General features: G+C 62.4%; 17 protein-coding genes and 1 pseudogene. 13 read left to right on the top strand and 5 right to left on the bottom strand.

Annotated elements, in window-relative coordinates:
- From H7347_RS07225 to H7347_RS07175, 10 genes are all read left to right on the top strand, one after another.
- Nucleotides 1-441 (top strand): hypothetical protein, encoded by a 441-nt coding sequence (locus H7347_RS07225; protein WP_152822773.1) that lies wholly within the window; start codon nucleotides 1-3, stop codon nucleotides 439-441.
- A gap of 41 nt (nucleotides 442-482) precedes the next feature.
- Nucleotides 483-845, top strand: coding sequence for a hypothetical protein (locus H7347_RS07220; RefSeq protein WP_152822771.1), 363 nt, complete (start codon nucleotides 483-485; stop codon nucleotides 843-845).
- Between the two features lie 24 nt (nucleotides 846-869).
- Nucleotides 870-3,824, top strand: a complete 2,955-nt coding sequence (locus H7347_RS07215) for a hypothetical protein (RefSeq protein WP_152822769.1) — start codon at nucleotides 870-872, stop codon at nucleotides 3,822-3,824.
- Complete coding sequence (locus tag H7347_RS07210) at nucleotides 3,821-4,750, top strand: hypothetical protein (protein ID WP_152822768.1); 930 nt, start codon at nucleotides 3,821-3,823, stop codon at nucleotides 4,748-4,750. The genes H7347_RS07215 and H7347_RS07210 overlap by 4 nt, the downstream gene beginning before the upstream one ends.
- 112 nt (nucleotides 4,751-4,862) lie before the next feature.
- On the top strand, nucleotides 4,863-5,909 hold the full coding sequence (locus H7347_RS07205) for a hypothetical protein (RefSeq protein ID WP_186337356.1): 1,047 nt from the start codon (nucleotides 4,863-4,865) through the stop codon (nucleotides 5,907-5,909).
- 92 nt (nucleotides 5,910-6,001) lie between these two features.
- Nucleotides 6,002-7,057 (top strand): hypothetical protein, encoded by a 1,056-nt coding sequence (locus H7347_RS07200; RefSeq protein ID WP_152822765.1) that lies wholly within the window; start codon nucleotides 6,002-6,004, stop codon nucleotides 7,055-7,057.
- Nucleotides 7,058-7,068: 11 nt separating this feature from the next.
- Nucleotides 7,069-8,166 (top strand): hypothetical protein, encoded by a 1,098-nt coding sequence (locus H7347_RS07195; protein WP_152822763.1) that lies wholly within the window; start codon nucleotides 7,069-7,071, stop codon nucleotides 8,164-8,166.
- A 948-nt stretch (nucleotides 8,167-9,114) separates the two neighbouring features.
- A complete protein-coding gene (locus H7347_RS10600; protein ID WP_222129918.1) occupies nucleotides 9,115-9,273 on the top strand; it encodes a hypothetical protein in 159 nt (52 codons plus the stop codon).
- Between the two features lie 731 nt (nucleotides 9,274-10,004).
- A complete protein-coding gene (locus H7347_RS07180; RefSeq protein WP_186337354.1) occupies nucleotides 10,005-11,129 on the top strand; it encodes a DUF4185 domain-containing protein in 1,125 nt (374 codons plus the stop codon).
- 65 nt (nucleotides 11,130-11,194) lie between these two features.
- The gene (locus tag H7347_RS07175; RefSeq protein ID WP_152822759.1) at nucleotides 11,195-12,055 is read left to right on the top strand and encodes an N-acetylmuramoyl-L-alanine amidase; all 861 of its coding nucleotides are present in this window, start codon (nucleotides 11,195-11,197) and stop codon (nucleotides 12,053-12,055) included.
- Here H7347_RS07175 and H7347_RS07170 read toward each other — a convergent pair.
- Nucleotides 12,052-12,330, bottom strand: a complete 279-nt coding sequence (locus H7347_RS07170; RefSeq protein WP_152822757.1) for a hypothetical protein — start codon at nucleotides 12,328-12,330, stop codon at nucleotides 12,052-12,054. The two genes, H7347_RS07175 and H7347_RS07170, sit on opposite strands and share 4 nt — an antisense overlap.
- A 76-nt stretch (nucleotides 12,331-12,406) precedes the next feature.
- Between H7347_RS07170 and H7347_RS07165 the strand changes: the two genes are divergently transcribed.
- Both H7347_RS07165 and H7347_RS07160 read left to right on the top strand, forming a co-directional pair.
- The gene (locus tag H7347_RS07165; RefSeq protein WP_152822755.1) at nucleotides 12,407-12,643 is read left to right on the top strand and encodes a holin; all 237 of its coding nucleotides are present in this window, start codon (nucleotides 12,407-12,409) and stop codon (nucleotides 12,641-12,643) included.
- 414 nt (nucleotides 12,644-13,057) lie between these two features.
- Nucleotides 13,058-13,417, top strand: a complete 360-nt coding sequence (locus H7347_RS07160) for a hypothetical protein (RefSeq protein ID WP_152822751.1) — start codon at nucleotides 13,058-13,060, stop codon at nucleotides 13,415-13,417.
- Here the strand turns inward: H7347_RS07160 and H7347_RS07155 are convergent.
- The 3 genes from H7347_RS07155 to H7347_RS07145 are packed head-to-tail and all read right to left on the bottom strand — an operon-like array spanning nucleotide 13,414 to nucleotide 15,301.
- The gene (locus H7347_RS07155; protein WP_186337353.1) at nucleotides 13,414-14,514 is read right to left on the bottom strand and encodes a MucR family transcriptional regulator; all 1,101 of its coding nucleotides are present in this window, start codon (nucleotides 14,512-14,514) and stop codon (nucleotides 13,414-13,416) included. The two genes, H7347_RS07160 and H7347_RS07155, sit on opposite strands and share 4 nt — an antisense overlap.
- Before the next feature lie 5 nt (nucleotides 14,515-14,519).
- A complete protein-coding gene (locus H7347_RS07150; protein WP_152822748.1) occupies nucleotides 14,520-14,918 on the bottom strand; it encodes a hypothetical protein in 399 nt (132 codons plus the stop codon).
- Nucleotides 14,919-14,953: 35 nt separating this feature from the next.
- Complete coding sequence (locus tag H7347_RS07145; RefSeq protein WP_152822746.1) at nucleotides 14,954-15,301, bottom strand: hypothetical protein; 348 nt, start codon at nucleotides 15,299-15,301, stop codon at nucleotides 14,954-14,956.
- A 526-nt stretch (nucleotides 15,302-15,827) separates the two neighbouring features.
- On the opposite strand from H7347_RS07145, the pseudogene H7347_RS07140 reads away from it, so the two are divergent.
- Nucleotides 15,828-16,892: pseudogene (locus tag H7347_RS07140) on the top strand (DUF222 domain-containing protein); the annotation flags it as partial.
- A gap of 152 nt (nucleotides 16,893-17,044) precedes the next feature.
- Here the strand turns inward: H7347_RS07140 and pgi are convergent.
- Nucleotides 17,045-18,604 (bottom strand): glucose-6-phosphate isomerase, encoded by a 1,560-nt coding sequence (gene pgi, locus H7347_RS10780; protein WP_152822742.1) that lies wholly within the window; start codon nucleotides 18,602-18,604, stop codon nucleotides 17,045-17,047.
- Nucleotides 18,605-18,868: the final 264 nt, after the last annotated feature.

Below are 18,868 nucleotides of genomic sequence, written 5' to 3'. Positions count from 1 at the left end.
ATGTCGAATATCACCGCACCTTCCGAGACACCGCGCGATGTTGAACAGGAGGCCATCACCGATGCTGCCCCGGCTCTGGCGGGAGTGGGCCCGGAGTTCTTGCCCGCTGAGGCCGCTGAGGGCGTGGATGTGGAATCCATGCCGCCGTTAAAGGAGCTGTCCCGACTGCTGCCGTCGAAGCGCACGAAGATCAAGGCACAGGTGGCGAGCATTGCTCAGCGCGCGCAGGGAGTAGATGCGCTCAGGGTCGAAGGGGTGGACGAGAGTGTGCTCCTCAATCACCTGGGTGAGGTCGCGGACATGATCGAGGCCGCCGAAACGTTTGTGCTGGATATGGCACAGGACAGGGACGCGATGGAAGCGTGGCTCATCGAGCAGGAGCAGGGCGAATCCGCGGTGATGCTCGCGTTTAGTAAAGCTTCCGAGGCTCTGGGAAACTAGCGGCCCTGCATGAGCAGATTGAGCGCTACGGTTCCGCGTTGGTGCCTGATTTTCAGGAGCATTACGGGCTGAGGCTATCCCAGGTAGCGCTTGATTGGCACCCGGCGGAGGTGCTGCTGCTCATCGCAGGGCTACCCCCCACCTCGCGCTACGCTGCGCGCCTAATGGGCGAAGAGTCCGGACGCGGCTGGTCAGAAGCTCACTGGCTGCTTTTCGATCTCCGCAATGCCGTGGAGGCCATGCGCGCCATGAAGGTTGCGGAAGGCAAGAAGAAACGCAAGCCGGATTTCCGGGAGTGGAAGCACTATCCGGGGGCGGCGGCGGAGAAGCGTCGCAAACTGAAAAAGAAGCGCACAGCGTGGCGCAAGATTGCTGCCGTAGGGGAAATGATATCCCTAGATTAGACGATCTTGTGCGAGGTGTGGCCCGTGGCGGAAATGGGGAAAACGATTGGTGCGGCAAACATCCGCATCATGCCGAATACCAAGAACTTTGCCGCGTCACTTAAGCGGTTCTTGGAGCGCATGGAGCGCCAAAATCGACTGCAGGTGAACCTTGAATTAGACCAATCGGGGTTCACCGCAGCCGTGCGCACGGCGATACAGGCCGCCCAGGCCGCCGCAGGGGACGTGCGCATCGGGTTTGACACCCGTGAAGCCGAACTGATCACCTCGGTCCGGCGCGCGGTCTCCGCCGCACAAGCCGCATCGGGCAAGATCGATGTAAAAATGCGGCCCAACACAATGGGGCTGGCGATAGCCGCGCGCGCCGCCACCAAGGCCGCATCCACAGGGCTGACGATCTGGGCCAAGCTCAAGGTAGACAAGACGAGCCTGCTCGCCACGATGGCGCTTATGCGTACAACGAGCCATTTCTTTGGCTCTAGTATGCTGCCCCATCTCACGGCTCTGCCCGCGACAATGGGCATGCTGGCGGCCTCCAAGGTCGCTATCGGTGGCATCGCTCCGGCTATCGCTGCTATCGGCTCTGCGGCGGCAGGTACGCTCGGCCCCGTCCTCGCGCTCACCGCGGCGATGAGCCCAGCTGCCATCGGCGCGACAGCGCTGTCTATAGGTGCGCTCGTCCAGGTATTCAAGGGCATGGGGGCGGCGATCACCGCCGCCACCCCAGAGGATCTAGCCGACGCACTCGGGGAGCTGCCTCCGGCGGCGCAGGAAGCGGCCCTGTCGCTGCGTGGCCTTCGAGCGTCATTTATGGGCATGGGCGACGACATTAAGCAGTCGTTCTGGGAGCCGCTATCCAACTTTGGGCAGCTTAATCAGTTCGTGGAGCCGCTGCGACTGGCCATGCAGGTCGTTGCTGCTGACATGGGTAAAGCTGCGGCTGGTCTTGTGGACTTCGTCTCCCAGGGCACTGGGCTTAGCGCGGTTGCTCAGCTCATCGGGACGGCCCAAGTTTCCGCCTCTAACCTCAGCTTCGCGTTTGCGTCCCTGACCCGGGGAATCATCGCGGTGGGCGCAGCAGCAGGCCCTATTTTTGAGCGGCTGACCGCGCACATTAACCAGGCCGCGGCCGCTTGGTCAGATCGCATGGTGGCCGGTTTCCAGGATGGTAGCCTCCAGGCATATTTCGAGAATGCGGTAGCAAAAGCGAAGGAGTTCTGGGCGGTCATGCAGCAGCTCGGGGGTATTATCTCCGGGGTCTGGGCCGCCATGAACGCCGCCGGTGCGCCGCTGCTGGGCACCATCAGTCAGGCGATTGAGGCGACGAACCGGTGGGTGAACTCGGCCGAGGGGTTCTCCACGCTGGTGAGCTTTTTCTCCGCGATGCAGGCTGCCGTGGGGACGCTGCTGCCGATCTTCGGACAGCTTGCTGAGATTGTGGGTGGTACCCTCGCCCCAGCGATAGCCGCGACGATCCAGGCCCTCGGGCCGGGGCTGTCTGCTGTAGTCGATGGCCTCGGCCAGGGCCTCCAGAACGCGGCGGCGGGAGCCGCCCCGCTCGGCTCCGCACTCAATTCCGTGTTGCTGGCTGCGGCTCCGTTGCTGCCCGCTTTGGGGCAGATTGCGGGCCAAATCAGCGGTGTGTTGGCCTCTGCGTTGAGTATCGGGGCGGGGTTGCTTGAGCGCTTCGGTGGTGTGCTGACTGCGGCGATCCCCGCGATTGTGGCTGTGGTGGCCGCGTTCGCGGGCTTCTCCAAGATCATCCCTATCATCCAGATGGTCGGTACAGCGGTGAGCCTGCTCGGTGGCCCTATGACGCTCGTCGTGGCCGGTATCGCCGCTTTGGTGGCTGCCATGATGACCGTGCCGGGTGTCATGGAGCCGATGAAGGCCGCGTTTATGCAGGTCGTTGAGGCGATCATGCCGCTTGTACCGATCTTCATGGAGCTGGTACAGACCCTCATGGGGGCGCTGATGCCCGTGGTCGCCGCGCTGGTGCCGATCATCATTCAGATTGTGCAGGTCATCGCGCAGGTCGTGGTGGCACTCACCCCGATCATCGCCGCGATTTTCCAGCTGGCGGGGGTGATTATCAGCGCGCTCATGCCCGTGGTCACCTCGCTGCTGCCGGTGATGTCCTCCCTGATTAGCATTTTCTCCTCGGTGGTGTCGGCCATCGCTCCGCTGATCGCCATTCTTGTGCAGGTCGCCGCCGGATTTATCGCGCTATTGGCTGAGATCGTCGGCTTCGTTGGTTCGGTACTGGGCCTGATCGCCTCACTGGTGGCCGGGGTGATCTCAGGGTTTGTGTCCATGATCTCTACGGTGATAGCTGCAGTGGGGGGATTCGTCTCTCGACTGCTGGCTATTATCGGTTCGTTAGTATCCACCTGGTATTCACAGATAAATAATTTATGGGGAATGGTTACTGCGATATTCTCCTCCGGTATTTCCACTGTGGTTTCCCTAATGGGATCGCTACCTGGAAAAGTTCTCTCTGCGTTGGGGGATATGGGCAGCCTGCTGGTGGCCTCCGGTAAGGCCGTGATCCAGGGCTTTATCGACGGCATTAAGTCCATGATCGGGGCGGTGGCGGATGCGGCTAAGTCAGCGGTGCAGGCGGCGCGAAACTTCTTCCCGTTCTCTCCGGCGAAGAAGGGGCCATTTTCGGGGCATGGGTACACGCTGTATTCGGGCCGTGCGCTCGGCAAGGACTTTGCGGGCGGTATCGAGGATACGGCTGCTGACGCGGCGGCGGCCTCGGGGAAGCTGGCGGCGGCGGCACACCGCAACCTCGCGGGGTACCGGGCGGACGCGCACGCGGTGGCGGCGGTCGGCGCGTCTGCCGGTGGCCGTAGCGGCGCCGGTGGCGACTACAGCATCCACATCGATACCTACCAGGCTGCGGACATGTCCAAGCCGGTGCGTGACATGGAGGAGATGCAGCTCAAGAACAGGATCAGGAAGGGCGACCAGTGACAGGGTTTGTGGAGCACCTGCGGATTGAATGGATCGACCCGCGCGGGAAAATCTGGAACCTCACCTCTGGGGAGGAGGGCGTGCTGCTTGATCTGGGGCAGGAGGGCCTGGAGGTCTCGGGCGTGGAGCACCAGTGGGCGCGTGGCGGCACGCTGTGGGTGGGGGCGCAGATTCAGCGTGCGGAGCCGTCGCTGCGCGTCCTCGTGGGCGATGGGCTGACCGGGCAGCCGTACTATGCGCTGGCGGATGAGTGGTGGAGCGAGGCCAACTCCCCGTTTAAGGAGGGTGTGCTGCGGGTGACGCGCCCGGACGGGGAGGTGCGCGAGATGCGGTGCCGTCTCCGCGCCGCCCCCGGCACCAGCTTCACCTACGATCCTGGGCAGCCATTCCGGGAGGAGTCAGACCGCGTGGAGGCATGGTTGCTGGCCGGGTCCACGGCGATGTGGCAGGGCCGCCGCCAAGAATCCGCCTTCGGCATCGGTGTGGTGGGTGGCCGCCAGAACACGAGCGCCGGGACCCCGTTTTTCGGGACGCGCGGCTACGGGTGGCCGCTGTACATCTCTCAGCCTGAGCTGGAGGTAGACCAGGGCAGCACCGCGACATTCACTAACCGGGGCCAGGGGGCGATGTGGCTAACGTGGCGGCTCGTCGGCCCCATGAGCAACCCTCGCGTAGGGATCGGAGACTCGGTGCTGGCCTACCGCGGCGCAATCCCCGCGGGCGAGGTCGTGGAGATCACTACGGAGCCCGGCCGCCGCGCCGTCACCGAGCTTGGTTCCGGCCAGTCCCGATTTGGGCTGGTGTCGGGCGCTTATGCGCCGGTGCCGGTCGGTGTGGATGTGCCGCTGGTGGCCGCCGCGGAGGGGATGAGCGCGGGGAGCCGGATCATCGCTCGCGGTCGCCCCCAGTACCGCAGACCGTTCTAGGAAGGAGTAAGCGATGGTCACGATGTATCAAACCCCGCGCGGGGTGCAATACGACCCGCTAGTAGTTGAGGTGTGGCCGCATGACGGTACCGGCCCAGTCGGCAGGGTGGAGATGCCAGAGCGCGTGGAGGTCACCTGGGCACTCAAGGGCGCGGGTACGTGCGTGCTAGAAGCCCCGCTGACGGCGACAACGGCACTGCTACTGCCCGCCGATGGCCAGTACCTCCTGGTGGCACATTTCAACGGCCTACGCCACATTGGTGTGCCGGTGGAGACGGTGGCCTACACCGATGATGCAGCCCCGCATGACCCGAGGATTCGGGTCACCACGGCCTCTGGATGGTCGATGCTAGACGCCCAGCACATCCCCCCGGTGCCGGATAAGCCACTCTCTCAGCAGGAATCCGCAGAGTACTACACGCTGTCTGGGCCAGTGGAGACGGTGGTCAAGCGGCTGGTGAGCATCGGCTCAGACCGTATTGGGCACCCCATCGTAGTACCACCAGATTTGGGGCGTGGTCCGCAGCGCACTGTCCGCGCTCGCTTAGATACCACCGCCGACCTCGTAGAGGATGTACTGCGGGAGTCAGGGTTTCAGTTGCGGTTGGATGGGTGGCTGCCGGGTGACCCGCCGGTGGGTGGTATGCAGCTGCCCACAGCTCCAGTACTGTACGCACAGGTGGAGCCGCTGCGCCACGTCGATGGGCTGGTGTGGTCAGTCGCCGGTGAGGATATTGCCTCCTGGGAGCAGAAGAATACGCGTCCGTCGGCAACGCAGGTCATCATCTTGGATCGTGGGGAGGGAATTGCTCAGCGTATGTACCCGATGCGGTATGCGCCCGTGCCGTCACCGTGGGCGCGCCGGGAGGTGACCGCGGCGCAGCGAGACGAGAAGGATAATCTCACCGATGTGGGTAACCGCGCGCTGGAGGGGGCGGAGGCTACTACTTCTACGCAGGTGACTGTTTCTCCGGGGCCGGGGTGGGAGTTCGGCGCCGATGGGGCTTATCCTCGCCAGTACCAGGTGGGGGACTATGTGCAGCTGGACATCCCAGAGCTGGGGCGGGTGGAGCAGGTAATTACGGAGGTAGTGGTGGAGCTAACCCCTGTGTCGCTGACCGTCTCCCCGAAGGTTGGAACGCCGGATGATAGGCGCTAGATCAGACAGAGTGGACTAGGAGGTGGGTGCCGGTGGCGGTGAGTGTGCTGGGAACAGCGAATACCACGATTGGGCCGAGCCAGTACGCGGATATGACCCAATCGGTCACGGCGCGATTCAAGGTGGACGGGCCAAATGACCTCAAACCCTCGGCGGGGTCGGGTCTGCGGATTAGCGTGGCCGCCGGGGCTGGGTTCGCCGCCGGGGCGCGCATCAACTCCACGTCCACGGAGTCGGTGACGATCAGCGCGCCGTCCTCGGGCTCTAGGTGGGACGCGGTGGTGCTGCGGATCGACTGGCAGAAGTCTACCGCTGATGTCGTGGCTGTTCAGGGCACGGCGAGCTCGCCGCCTTCAGCGGTGACCAGCGGCAGCGGGCGCGCCACGTCGATCAACCGCATTCCGGGGACCCGCTACGATGCGCTGCTGGCCTTGGTGCGGGTTACTGCGGGGCGCTCCACCGTGGAGTCTCTGCTGGATATGCGGATGTGGGGCGGCGACGGCGGCCCCTACCGGGTCACCGCGAATGGCCTTGCCAACGCACAACACCTGGATGCGCGTGTAGGGACGTGGATCGCCACGGATCGCTCCACGGAGACGAAGCGCCTGGATGATGATGGTGCGTGGCGGGCGATTGGCACCCAGGCCAATCCGTACAAGACCTGGAACCCTACGCTGCGGTTCTACGATCAGGACTCTGTAAATCCTCCCACCGGCGGGAAGCTGGTGGGGCTGGGTAATGCTCCGCAGGTCTCCGCGCGCTATGTGGTCACCGATGGGTGGCTCAAGGGCATGGTGTCGATCCGTACCGGCACAGGTAACCAATTCGGTGCGGGACCGCTTACGATTGACCTGCCGCTGCCGTGCGCGGACTGGCAATCCGATGTGTGGAATCAAGGGCACATCTACTGGGATCGCAGTAATGGCGGCTCTACGTCAGCGGACTGGCCTGCACAGCTGCTCATCAAAGTTGGCTGGACGCGCGGGCTTATCTGGGCTCCGCTGAATAAAGATGATGCGCGGCTGGGCATCCACCAGTCCTCCGCGCCGGGCACTGGTGCTGCGGGTACGGGGTTGCCCCACAATCCGGGGGGCTGGTCAGCCGGAACAATCTATACCTTCGAGTTGTCCTACCCTGTGGACGTATAGGAGGAGCCACTGTGACGACAATTAGTGCTTCTATCACCCGTACCGATGGCCTGCCGATGGAGGGGCGGGTGGAGGTATCTAGTGCCTATTACCGGGCGGGCATGTCTGCGGTGATCACGTCTGATCCTGTGGTGGTGGAGATGACTGGGGGGTCATTCCGTGTGGACGTGGAGCCTGGGCCTACGCGGGTGCGTATCATTGCCCCGCACTCACAGCATCTTTTTCAAGTGAATGTCCCTGATGGGGTGGATGCCGATTTTCTCCGTCTGGTGGAGGAGGAGACAGTATGGGAGCCTGCGGTGGTGGACCGTACCCGCAAGCTCGCGGAGCAAGCTGCCAAGGTTAAGTCTGAGCAGGCTGTGGCGCAGGTGGTGGATAATGCGACTTGGGATATTGGGGAGGAGCGATTCGGGAATAAGTACGTGAAAACGAGCCGTGAGGGCTACATTTTCGTGTACGGCGAGCCGGATAATTCCCGCGCTCTTGTGCCTAAATCCTATGTGGATAAAAAGGCTAATCTGGCACACACACATGTGAGTGCAGATATTACCGATACTGTTGATGCGGAGGCAAGTTCGCAGAGTGCTACTTACGCTAAGCGTATAGTTCGGCTTGATGGATCGGGTAATTTATGTGCGAAAACCCCCAAGACAAGAGGGTCGGTTGCGACGAAGGGGTATGTCGATGACCAGCTAAAGGGTTTGTCTGTGCAGGATTCTGGCTGGTATGACATAACTAGCTTGCGGGATAGTAGCGGCGCCATGGGAAATGCTTACATAAGGCGAGTGGGTGATCTTGTTACCCTTTGTCTTAAAGGTTATGAGCACCCGTATTCTGCCAGTAAAGTTGTACTTTTTAGGCAAGCGGCATTAAGTGGATTTTTCCCAATGGCGGATTATATGGGGGTCTTTCCTGTCAAATCCAGTTCCCGCAATGAACGGGATTCTGTGCAGTGGTACTTTAATAGGGAGGCTAATCGCTGGAACTTAACGGTATGGGAGATGCCTAAGCTCCCACTAACCGGGTCGATTACCTGGGCTGCTGAACCTGGATGGCCCGTAGGGAATACATCTTTTGCGGGCACACATATCGGAAATGCCCTGCCATGACGTCAATGGAATGGGGCCCGTACAGGTGGGAACCTGTGCTTACTCCTGGGGGAGCGTTCCGCGTGACATTTCACGTACAAGGAGAGCTTCCAGGGCTTCGCGCTCGCCTTGGTGACCATACTCAAGATTTCGTCTTTTCTGAGGATGGGGCACAAATTATTGTGCCGCCGGAGATTGTCGATAGGGTGACGGATCGTGCCGTGGCGCTTATCGAAGTTGATACTGGAGCAGGATGGGAAACTCTAGCCAGAGGTCACGTGACTAAAGTTTGGAGGTGCGGCAGCAATGCCGTCAATAGGTGATTTCCCTGGAGGTCAGATGATCGCCGGGGATGTGATTCTAACCCCCGTGGCTGGGCCGATGGGACAGCGCGGCCCGGAAGGGCCACAAGGGCCAGTCGGCCCAGCAAACGAGTTCCCGGCGACCTGGTACGGCGCAGGGGAACCCCCAGATTTTGTGCCCGGAGCAAAGCCTGGGGACACCTGGATCGACACACTGACCGGCATTATCTACGAGCTGACATAGGAGATAACTATGGCATGGATACAACGTGGCAGCCTCAAAGGGCCGAAGGGCGAACCAGGGGCACAGGGCATCCCCGGGGACCGCGGTCCCCGCGGGGAGCAAGGCCCTCCCGGTGAGCGTGGGCCGCGCGGCGAACGCGGTCCTGCAGGCTCCTCCGGAGAGCGCGGGCCGGAAGGCCCTGCAGGCAAGGGGATCAGCATTGCCGGGCAGGTAGCCCGCTACGCGGATCTGCCAAAGAACCTCACCGCCGATGATGCGGGCTCCGGCTACATTGTCGATACAGACGGTGACCTGTACATCTGGGGCGGAGAGCACTTCCCGGAGGAAGGTTCAGGCGTAGACTTCGTTGGCCCGCGTGGAGAGCAGGGCCCTCCCGGAAAGCAGGGCGATCGAGGGCCTATCGGCCCTCCTGGAGAGCGTGGCTTGCGCGGTGAGCAGGGCAATCCCGGGGAGCGTGGTCCGGCAGGTGAGCGTGGTTCTCGGTGGTTCTTTGGCGATGGTGCACCGGGCGCGATCGCAGAGACGCAGCCCGGGGACTGCTATATGGACACCACCACGGGCATCGTCTACGTCAGCAGCTAGAGGTGGATGATGGTCTGGAGACGTACTGGGTCACTGCGCGGCCCCGCTGGAGAGCGCGGCCCACAAGGTCTGCAGGGAGCGCGGGGCCTCCAGGGTAATCCTGGGCCAAAGGGTGATCCTGGGGATCGTGGTCCTGCAGGTGAACGCGGCCCGGCGGGGGAGTCGGGGCGAGATTACCAGCTGCCTGCATGGTCCACCACGGGGCTGACCCTCCAGGATAACGGCACGATGGGTCTAGGCAGTGGTGGGGCATTTCGATACTGTCACCGCGTGGATAGAGGCATTTTCGAGTGCTTTTTTGATATTCGCTGGGGCGCTTCCGCATCCTCGCGGGGCGGGGCGCTACGTATCCAGCTCCCGCAGGCCCCCGCTGGGGGTATGGAGGCTGTTGGGGTGGGTTCTTATTGGTCTGCCGCAGGGCAATTCGGCATGGATGTAACCCCACTAGTTTCTGCCGGTGGCCGCGAAATGCGGTTCATGGTGCCCCGTAATGGAAATCTTCTCCTCCAGTCGCATTTCCAACTGTGGAATGGGCGCACGCGGGCCGATACTGGTATTCCTGCGAATCCGAAGTTCCTTCTTGATGCGAATGGTTCTTCTTTGAAGGGGAATGTCCGCTTCCCGGTGTAAAGGGCGGGGGCGTTGTCGTGAATCGAACTGGTGTTTTGATCTCGTCGTAGGGTCAGCCCTGTATGTATTCCTCGATACCTTAAGGAGGTACTGGCATGGTAATGGTCCCTACAGGACTCTCGGCGGGCTGGGACACCCTGACCGGCAACGTCATCAAGCCCACGGCACGATTCGGATTCCTAGGCACCGACCTCGGGTACTTTTTCACCGGCGGTAAGGGCCAGTGGGTCGGCGCGATCTTCGGAGACACCTTCGATGCCACCGACCCGGACAGCGCCAAGGGCCGCGGCTGGCGATCCCCGGTGATCCTACGCACCAGCTCCTTCAACGGCCTTGGCCTGGGCGGCCCGAAGTGGGATAATGCTGTCGGCGGTGGGCGAGCCAAGGAAGTGTGGCCCTACCGGCGTATCGGAAATGGCGCGCCGCGCCCGGGCAGCTTCGACGCCTTCACCATCATCCCCAACGACGTGATTCAGCTCCCGAATGGGATTTACATGGGTAACGGATTCCGTGTGAGGCAGTGGGTCACATCTGGCGACCAAGATATGTGCACCACCTATGGAAATGCGTGGTTTTGGTCGAATGAGCAGCACGCGGAGAACTGGCAGGAATGCCGCCACGCAAATAACCTGGGACGCCTCTACCAGTGGGAGAATTCCGGCTGGGAGCGTTTCTTCCAGAACACCAGCATGGTGATGGTGCCCGGCGATGAGCACGTTTATGTTTTTGGAACCCCCGAAGGGCGGAAGAAGGGCCGCGAGGCGGGTATCTACCTGCGGCGCGCGCACTGGACGCGCCTCACGGATGATAAAGCCTGGGAGTTCTGGGCGCATACGGGCGGGCGCTGGCAGTGGCAAATTCATGTGCCGCCGACGCCGATTATCACCCCCAAGGCGGGTTGGCCTATCGGCGAGATCGATGCTCAGGTCATCGGCGGCAAGGTCGTGCTTTCTTACGTGTCCCCGCTGGGCGCGGTGTGTCAGATCGCCGACCGTCCGGACACGTTATGGTCGCGCGAATACCTCATGGTGCCGCACACTCTGCTCCCCTCAATGTATGCTCCGAGCCTGCATCCCAAGAGCACGCTGTCCAACGCCTTCCTGCACCTGTCCTCGTGGCCGCATGCGCCCAACCCGGCCCATAAGGCAGACCCTAGCCAGTCCGTCTCGATTTCCTCGGGGTACGGCGTTTATGGATTCCGAGGCCCGCTAAAGATTTTGGCCTAGAGCCGTGTCGCAGAACACCCCGCCTCCCTACAGGTGGGGTTTCCTCATGGAGGAAGGAGGAGAATATGGCGATAGATCAATTCCAGGCGAGCGTAACTCGTCTGACCAGCAATGATTCTGGTTGGCGTGACCCCAAAGGGTGCCAGGCGGTATTTATCCACACCTACGAGTGCCCACGTGGCGATGATCTAGAATCCCGGGCGGACTGGCAGAACAGCTCCAGGACTGGCTCGTACACGATTCTGGTGGGCACGAATCGGACGCTACGCGCCAATGACGATGATTATGCCCCGTGGTCCGCGGGCTACACCGCCAACCGGAGGGGGCTGCACCTGAGCTTCCTGGCCTACGCCTCGTCCCGCCGGGGTGATTGGCTGGCAGCCGATCACCAGCTGGAGCTTGGCGCGGCAGTGGTAGCGGACTGGTGCAAGCGCTACGGCATTCCCGCAGTGAAGATCAATGGGGCCGACCTGCGTGCGGGCAAGCGTGGTATCGCTGGACACGGTGATGCTGCCGCGGCGTGGCACGAAACTGACCACACCGATCCTGGGGCGAATTTCCCCTGGGATATTTTCATTCAGAAAGTACAGCAACACGTAAGCGGCACGAATGCCGCAAAAGGAGAGGAAGCTATGACCTGCCGATTCGACAAGGACGGCCCGGCCGCACTCAACGAGGCAAAGCTCGCGGCCCGAGCATCCGCCGGTGATTCCGCGGATAACCGCACGCAGCTGCGAGGCCCGAAGGACCAGGGTTGGGAGGTGCCGTGGCTCGTGGACGCCGCCCGGAAGCGTGATGAGAACCTGAACAGGGGTACCCTCGTAGAGCTTCTGGCTGTGTCGATCCACGAGCAGCGTGCCCTCGCTGCTGAAGTCAAGGCGCTGCGCGGCGAGGTAGCCACGCTCCGCGCCGTTAAGGCCGCCTAGAAGGCCAGGAGGGGGAAGTACTTGGCGGCGTAGTCCGTCAGGGGCTCCATTTTCTGCTCCAGAGTGCCGGGGCCGCTGAGGAGTACCGACATGCGCCCGTAGGCGTCGATGCCCTCACGAATTGGCTCCGGCAGGTCCTCATAGATCAGCACGGGGGAGAGGAAGTCCTCTGCAGAGCTTTCTGAGCTGATCTCGGTAGCCCCGGCGGTGACGGTGCTGCTCAGTGCGGTGGTGGCGGCTACGGCGGCGGTGGCGAGTCGCAGATTGAGTCTCATAATGGGTCCTTTCCGATGATGGTTTCACGAGCCATATCGACGCTGCTACATGCGGTGTTACAAGGAGGAGGGAAACATGCGAACGAGGAGCTTTTGGACTGATACCGCTGAGCGGGCGATCAAGACGCTGGCTCAGGCGCTGATTGCGGTGCTTGCGGTGGGCACCCCGATCTATGAGATCGCCTGGGTAGAGGCGCTGGGTATTGCGGCTACCGCTGCGGTGATCTCCGTGCTGACGTCGATCGCGTCTGCGGGGGTGGGGGAGTCTGGGACCGCTGCGGTTGTGTCTGGCCTCCGCGGTCAGGAGGGGTAGGCGATGTGTCAGCGGGTGATGCACAGGCCCCCGGTGGAGTTGATCCTGCGCTCCCGGTGGGTAGGGCTCTTGATCCTCACGGTAGGCGTGCTGCTGCGTGGCGTGTGCTACCTGCCGACAGCGGTGCCCGCTGACTATCGCATCCCCGCCCTAGAGGGCGTGCTGCCGCTGACTGTATGGGCGGTCGTGTGGCTATCGGCTGGGGCGTTTTGTCTCGTGTGCCTAGCGACGCGCCGTGGACTCGCCCCCGCTGTCGGCGTGTGCGTATCGCTGCACTTCCTGTGGGGGCTACTGTACCTGTCTGCCTGGGCACTCCATGAATCCTCACGCGGCTACGCGAGCGCTTTGACCTACTTTATGGTTGTGGCCCTGACATACTGGGGATTCGGGCGAGGCCAAGGAGACGATTGACCTATGACCGCAGCAATACTGGCCTTTGCGGGAGTCGTCATGACTGCGCTGTCTGGTCTGGCGGGGTCGTGGGTCACCAGCCGTGGCGCTAAGGAGAAGTCCGTCTCTGAGCAGTACCGGGGCCTGGTGGCGGAGATGCGGCAGTGGACGAATGAGCGCCTGGAGGAGCGTGATGCGCGTATCCAGGCGCTACAGGAGGAGACCACGCTTCTGCGTACTGCTCTGGCGAAGGTGGAGGAGGATATGCGCTCCTGGCGGGAGCGGTATCGTGCGGCGGTGGATTATATCGTCCGGCTGCGTGGCCTGGTGCCGGTGGCTCGCCGCCCGCCGGTGCCCGAGGAGCTGCGCGGCGATGTGTCCTAGTCGCCTCTTAAGGGGGGCGGGCTAGGGTGTATGGAGTCCAGGGCGGGTAGGTCGTTGATGAAGCGTCGGTGGTTAATCAATACTAAATCACGTTGCTGCTTTTTGTACGCGCGGTAAGATCTTCTCAATGCTTGGTGGCTCATATTGAGCTTGCGCGCAGCAGCCATAAACGTCATCCCCTCAACATCAATAAGCTGCACCCGGGCGCGAGCCTCCTCTACATTAATCTGAGTGTTCTTCAGCAACAGGGAGCGCCTGCACGCGGGATCACCGCAAGACGTCGCTTGGGGATTATTATTGTAAAGGGGGTCGCCGCATACCACGCAGCTACGCTGGTGTGGGCCTTTTCTTCGGGCGATCACACGCTGATTCTCTAGGCGGCGCTTATACCGTAGGTAGGAGTTGCGTACTGCGGCATGACTAATTCCGAGCCTGCGCCCTGCCTCAGAATACGAACAGCCCTCTACCTCGATGAGGTAGACCCGCTCGATAAGTGCATCCAGATCGAGCGGTTTTTCGCGCGCTAAACGACGGCAAACTTCATCACCGCATGTCGCCCCTGAGCCCGTATAGGAGGCTTCACAGATAGGGCAGGTGTGTTTCTTAGCAGCCCGGCCCGCCGACGTGAGATTCTGCGTAAATGCCGCGATGGCAAAGTCCCGGGCAGCGGGGAGCTTGAATGCTTCCTCATCACGAGAGTGCGACGCCATGACAGGATCACGACGCGCCTCAAAGGCCTTCCACCCAGCAGAGCCCACGCGCTCTTTTGCTCGCTTGGACTGCTTTTTGCTTACCGCTGTGGAGTTCAACGACCGGGTTTTTGGCAGCCCGTGGGCTACCTTGTAGTCACGGGCAGTCATTTCATGGACAGCGAATACGTGATTTCCCAGGGCGGGGTAGCGAAACCCGCACTCGTGGCACAGCACCGTCTGCCCGTCATCGTCAAGAATCCCATAGAGGCCATAGCCGTCAAGGCTGCCTACCGGCGGTGGGGCACTGTCTTCAAGGCGGCCATTGCGCTGCTGCTTGTAGTGGGTGCCGCATAGACCGGATTTCTTGGTGAAGATGGGTTTGTGACATCCGGGGACTTTACACACTGCGGTCATTGTGCATTGCCGGCCTGGACAGCTTTTTGTATCTGAGAGGTAGACAGCCCGGAGGCAGCAATAAGCTGCGCGTAGGTCGCTCCTTCTGCGCGTGCGTGCCGAATCGCCTTCTCAAGCTCGCTGCGGTAGTCCTGGGCGGTCTGCGCGGCTGCGCGGTACTCTTCGGCGTGCTCCTCGACTCGTTGCAGGGGCACGACGGTGCGGTCTTCCTGGCTGGTGGCTACGCATCCGGCGAGGAAGCCAGCGGTGTCGTCATCGATGTTGTCCTCGTCGATGGTGGTGCCGTCGAGGTCGTGGAGCTGATCTGCGTAGGCCTGGGTGAGATTTTCGGCTACGTCGTAGTCGAGGTCATTGGTGGTGGCGATGCGGGTGATGAGGTCGGTCCAGGTGGTCATTGGGGTGCTCCTATTCGGGTTGGGTGGGGCTGGTGTTAGGCGGCGAGGGCTTCGTATGCGTCCATGATTTCCTCGGCGAAGCTCTCACCGAGGGGCTCGCGGGCAACGATCGCAGTCGGGATGATTAGTCGAGCGCCGAGGTGGGCATCTTCGTCGGTGTCGCCGGAGTCATGGCCCTCGACCTCGAGTAGCTCCCAGGTGTCGGTGAAGGGGATGGCGACCTGGGCGAGATATTCGGCGAGTTCTTCGCGGGAGTCGCAGACGCTCACGCCGTGGCGGATGCGGTCGTCGTCGCCAAGGTCGTTCCAGGAGCTGGAGGTCTGGTTCTCGGGATTGAGGATGTTGGGGCGGTCGGCGGGCTGGATACGGAAGTAGGTGCTCATTTTGTTATTCCTTTCTGTTTTGCTTGTACCCCTAGTATATACCAACTGGGTATATTTATGCCAACTTGATATGATATGACCTTTATCTCACCTGGCCTGTCGAGGTTGGGCGACGTCCTCGATGATGACGTCGCCGGGCTGGCAGCCCACCGCAAGAGCGGTGAGCGTGGCGAGGTCACCGCCCTCTAGGGTGTGGGCAGGCGGGCAATCAGCGTGGCGGTCAGCTCGGCGGGGGTGTCGACGGCTTGCCAGTGGCCATTATCGGCGTCGATCAGCAGCATGATCCCAGGCTAGAGCAGCCGCTATACGTCTCGTGCAATCCCGCAAAAATCCCGCACGAGCCTCCATAGCGACCATTTTTCCCATTTTAGTCACATTTGACGTATGGCCTTGACCTGCGCAAACGGGAAATCTGCAGGTGACGAATACCCGTGATCTGGAAAAGCGCAATCCGGAACGAGAGGATTGTGAACGGGGGCAACTCGGGGGACGTCCTGCTGGCTCATATCGCGGAGGGTGGGCAAGGATGTTCATCGAACGTATGTTTGTTCGGTGCGGGAGAAGGTGCTATTCTTGTGGGCAGGGGAACGCTCACGAGGGGGACACGATGACCGTTAGTTTTGCCGACGAGGCACTGGATACCGCGCTGGCGCACCGGCTGGTACTAGATACGCCGTGCTACCTGTGTGCCGCACCCGAGGATCCCATGGCCCGGCGCTACATGAGCCGGAACAAGGAGGATCTAGCCCTGTGGGAGGCGATGGTACCGGACTTGGAGGAAGACGAGTTTAGCCAGGTCGTGGAGTCCCTGGCTCCGCGCATGGGGTGCAGCCCAGCCTCGGTGCGCCATCACATCTATGCAGCTGCCGTGTTGCACAAGCTACCGAGGCTTTACGCCAAAGTTGCCGGTGCGGGCCTGCTAGACATGGATCGGGTGGTGGGCGTGGCCTTAAGCCTGCGCGGAGTGCCGGAGGAGCACTGGGCGGCCGTCGATGCTCACCTGTCCGACTACCTCACCCCGCAGGTACCGATGCAGGTTCTGCCCAGCCGACGCGCCATCGTGCGGCGCCTGCGTTCCTTTGTGGACTCCCTACTACCGAATTTTTATGCACGAGAAGCCCCGCGGCGGGTGCTGCGCCACGGCGAGGGGCTGTCCCGTTTTGATCTGCGTCTGCCGAGGGATCAGGCACACGCGGTCTATCAGGCGCTCGCGGCGATCGCTCGGCGGGAAGACTGCTGTCTCTCTGAGGCGTTGTTCCACCTGGCCACGCAGGCGGGGGAGTTCCGGGTGACCCTGCACCTCTTCGGTGACGGTACCGGCCCGGTACACATGGTGGGAGCGGGCGATCTCGTGGCCGCGCAGGGGAGATTCTGGGCGAGGCGGATTACGCATCGCCGCGACTTAAGCACGGTGCGCGAGTCGATCGGCCACGATCCCTCCGAGGTGCTCGCGGTCGCAGTTCGGCTGCGCGACGGCGGCTGCCGCTACCCGGGGTGTAGCGCGCAGCGCACGGAGTTGCACCACGTCATTGAGTACGAGGTGGGCGGCCCGACCGCGCTGACTAACCTGGCCTGCCTGTGCCGGAAGCACCACAACATGCTGACTTTCGACGAGGCTAGGATGTTCATGACGCACTCCGGAGTGTGTCGATGGACGTTCCGGGACGGCACCACCCTCGCCACGCTGCCCGAAGGCCCGTTGGCCAGGCCGCGGTACGCGACCTGGTCCTATAACTGGGGGCACTACTTGCGGCGGCGGTACCAGGAGATCAGATCGTCGGTGGAGGAATCGCCGGTATCGGGCTCCACGCGCCCGGAGACGGCGGAAGCAAGCTCGTTGGCCTGCTTCTTGCCCAGCTCCACGCCCCACTGATCGAAGGAGTTGATGCCCCATACCACGCCCTGCACGAAGGTGATGTGCTCGTAGAGGGCGATGAGCGCGCCCAGGCAATGGGGGGTGAGTTCCTCGGCTAGGATGGTGGTGGAGGGGCGATTGCCCGGCATGACGCGGTGTGCGGGCAGTTCACCCTGCGTGCCGAAGGCCAGCACCTTGGTCTGGGCGAAGAAATTGCCCATGAGCAGGTCGTGCATGGCCTCATCGCCCTCCTTGGGGCGAACGAAGCCGATGAAGTCCGCCGGGATCAGCCGCGTTCCCTGGTGCATGAGCTGGAAGAAGGCGTGTTGGCCGTTGGTGCCCGGCTCGCCCCAGAAGATCTCCCCGGTGTCATGGGCCACGGGGTTGCCGTGGCGGTCCACGGACTTGCCATTGGACTCCATGGTGAGCTGCTGGAGATACGCGGGGAAACGGGACAGATCCTGGGAATAGGGCAGCACCGCGTGGGTCTGCGCGCCCAGGAAGTTGGAGTACCAGACGTTCAGCATGGCCATGAGCACTGGCACGTTGCGCTCGAACGGAGTGGTGCGGAAGTGCTCGTCCATCGCGTGGAAGCCCTCTAGGAAATGCATGAAGTCCCGGGGGCCGATCACCGCCATGATGGAAAGCCCGATGGCGGAGTCCACGGAATAACGGCCCCCCACCCAGTCCCAGAAGCCGAACATATTGGCGGTGTCGATGCCGAACTCCGCGACCTTTTTCGCGTTGGTAGATACCGCCACGAAGTGCTTGGCCACGGCGGCCTCGTCGCCGTCGAAGGCGTCGAGAATCCACCGCTTGGCCACGGCCGCGTTGGTCAGGGTTTCCTGGGTGGTGAAGGTCTTGGAGGCCACGATGAAGAGGGTGGAGGCGGGATCGAGGCCGTCGAGGGTGGCCGCCATGTCGGCGGGGTCGATGTTGGAGACGAACTCCGCGGTAATGCCCGCGGTGGCGTAGGGGCGCAGGGCCCGGGTCACCATCGCGGGGCCGAGGTCGGAACCGCCGATGCCGATGTTGACGACCTTCTTGATCGTGTGCCCGGTGTGGCCCCGCCAGGCCCCGGAGCGCAGGCCGGCGGCGAAGTCTCGCATCCGGCCGAGCACCTCGTGGACGTCGGCGGCCACGTCCTGGCCGTCCACGGTGAGCTCGGCGGAGGCGGGCAGGCGCAGCGCGGTGTGCAGCACGGCGCGATCCTCGGTGGTGTTGATGTGCTCGCCGCGGAACATGGCCTCGGTGCGTTCGCGCACGCCCGACTCCTCGGCCAGGGTCAGCAGGTCGCTGAGGGTGGCGGCGTCGATGAGGTTCTTAGAGAGATCGACGTGGAGGCCGGCGGCGTCGAAGGTGAGGCTGGCGGCGCGCTGGGGATCGCGAAAGAGTTCGCGCAGGTCGAGGTCGGTGGGGCGGGACTGGAGTTTCTGCCAAGCGGTCATGGCCTCTGCTTTCTTTGACGGGGTAGGGGCTACGGGGACAAATATACTTTAGTGCCTATTTTTTGGCGTGCTCTTTACAGCTAACCCGCAGGGGTGTAGCTTAGTGTCCGGAATTACTAAATGGTAATGCCGGACACTAAGGATATGGGAGGGTGCTATGCGCATATCTCGTAAGGCCGCTGCCGCTTTTGCGGCAGCGTTCATTTCTCTCGGCGGCATGACGGTCGCCACGGCGTCGGCGGATGAAAACTGCAAAACGGCGCT

The sequence above is a fragment of the Corynebacterium sp. zg-331 genome (genome assembly GCF_014267345.1).
GTDB lineage: Bacteria > Actinomycetota > Actinomycetes > Mycobacteriales > Mycobacteriaceae > Corynebacterium.
The sequence above is the reverse complement of the archived record's forward strand: the minus strand, read 5'-3'. Positions and strand labels throughout refer to the sequence as shown.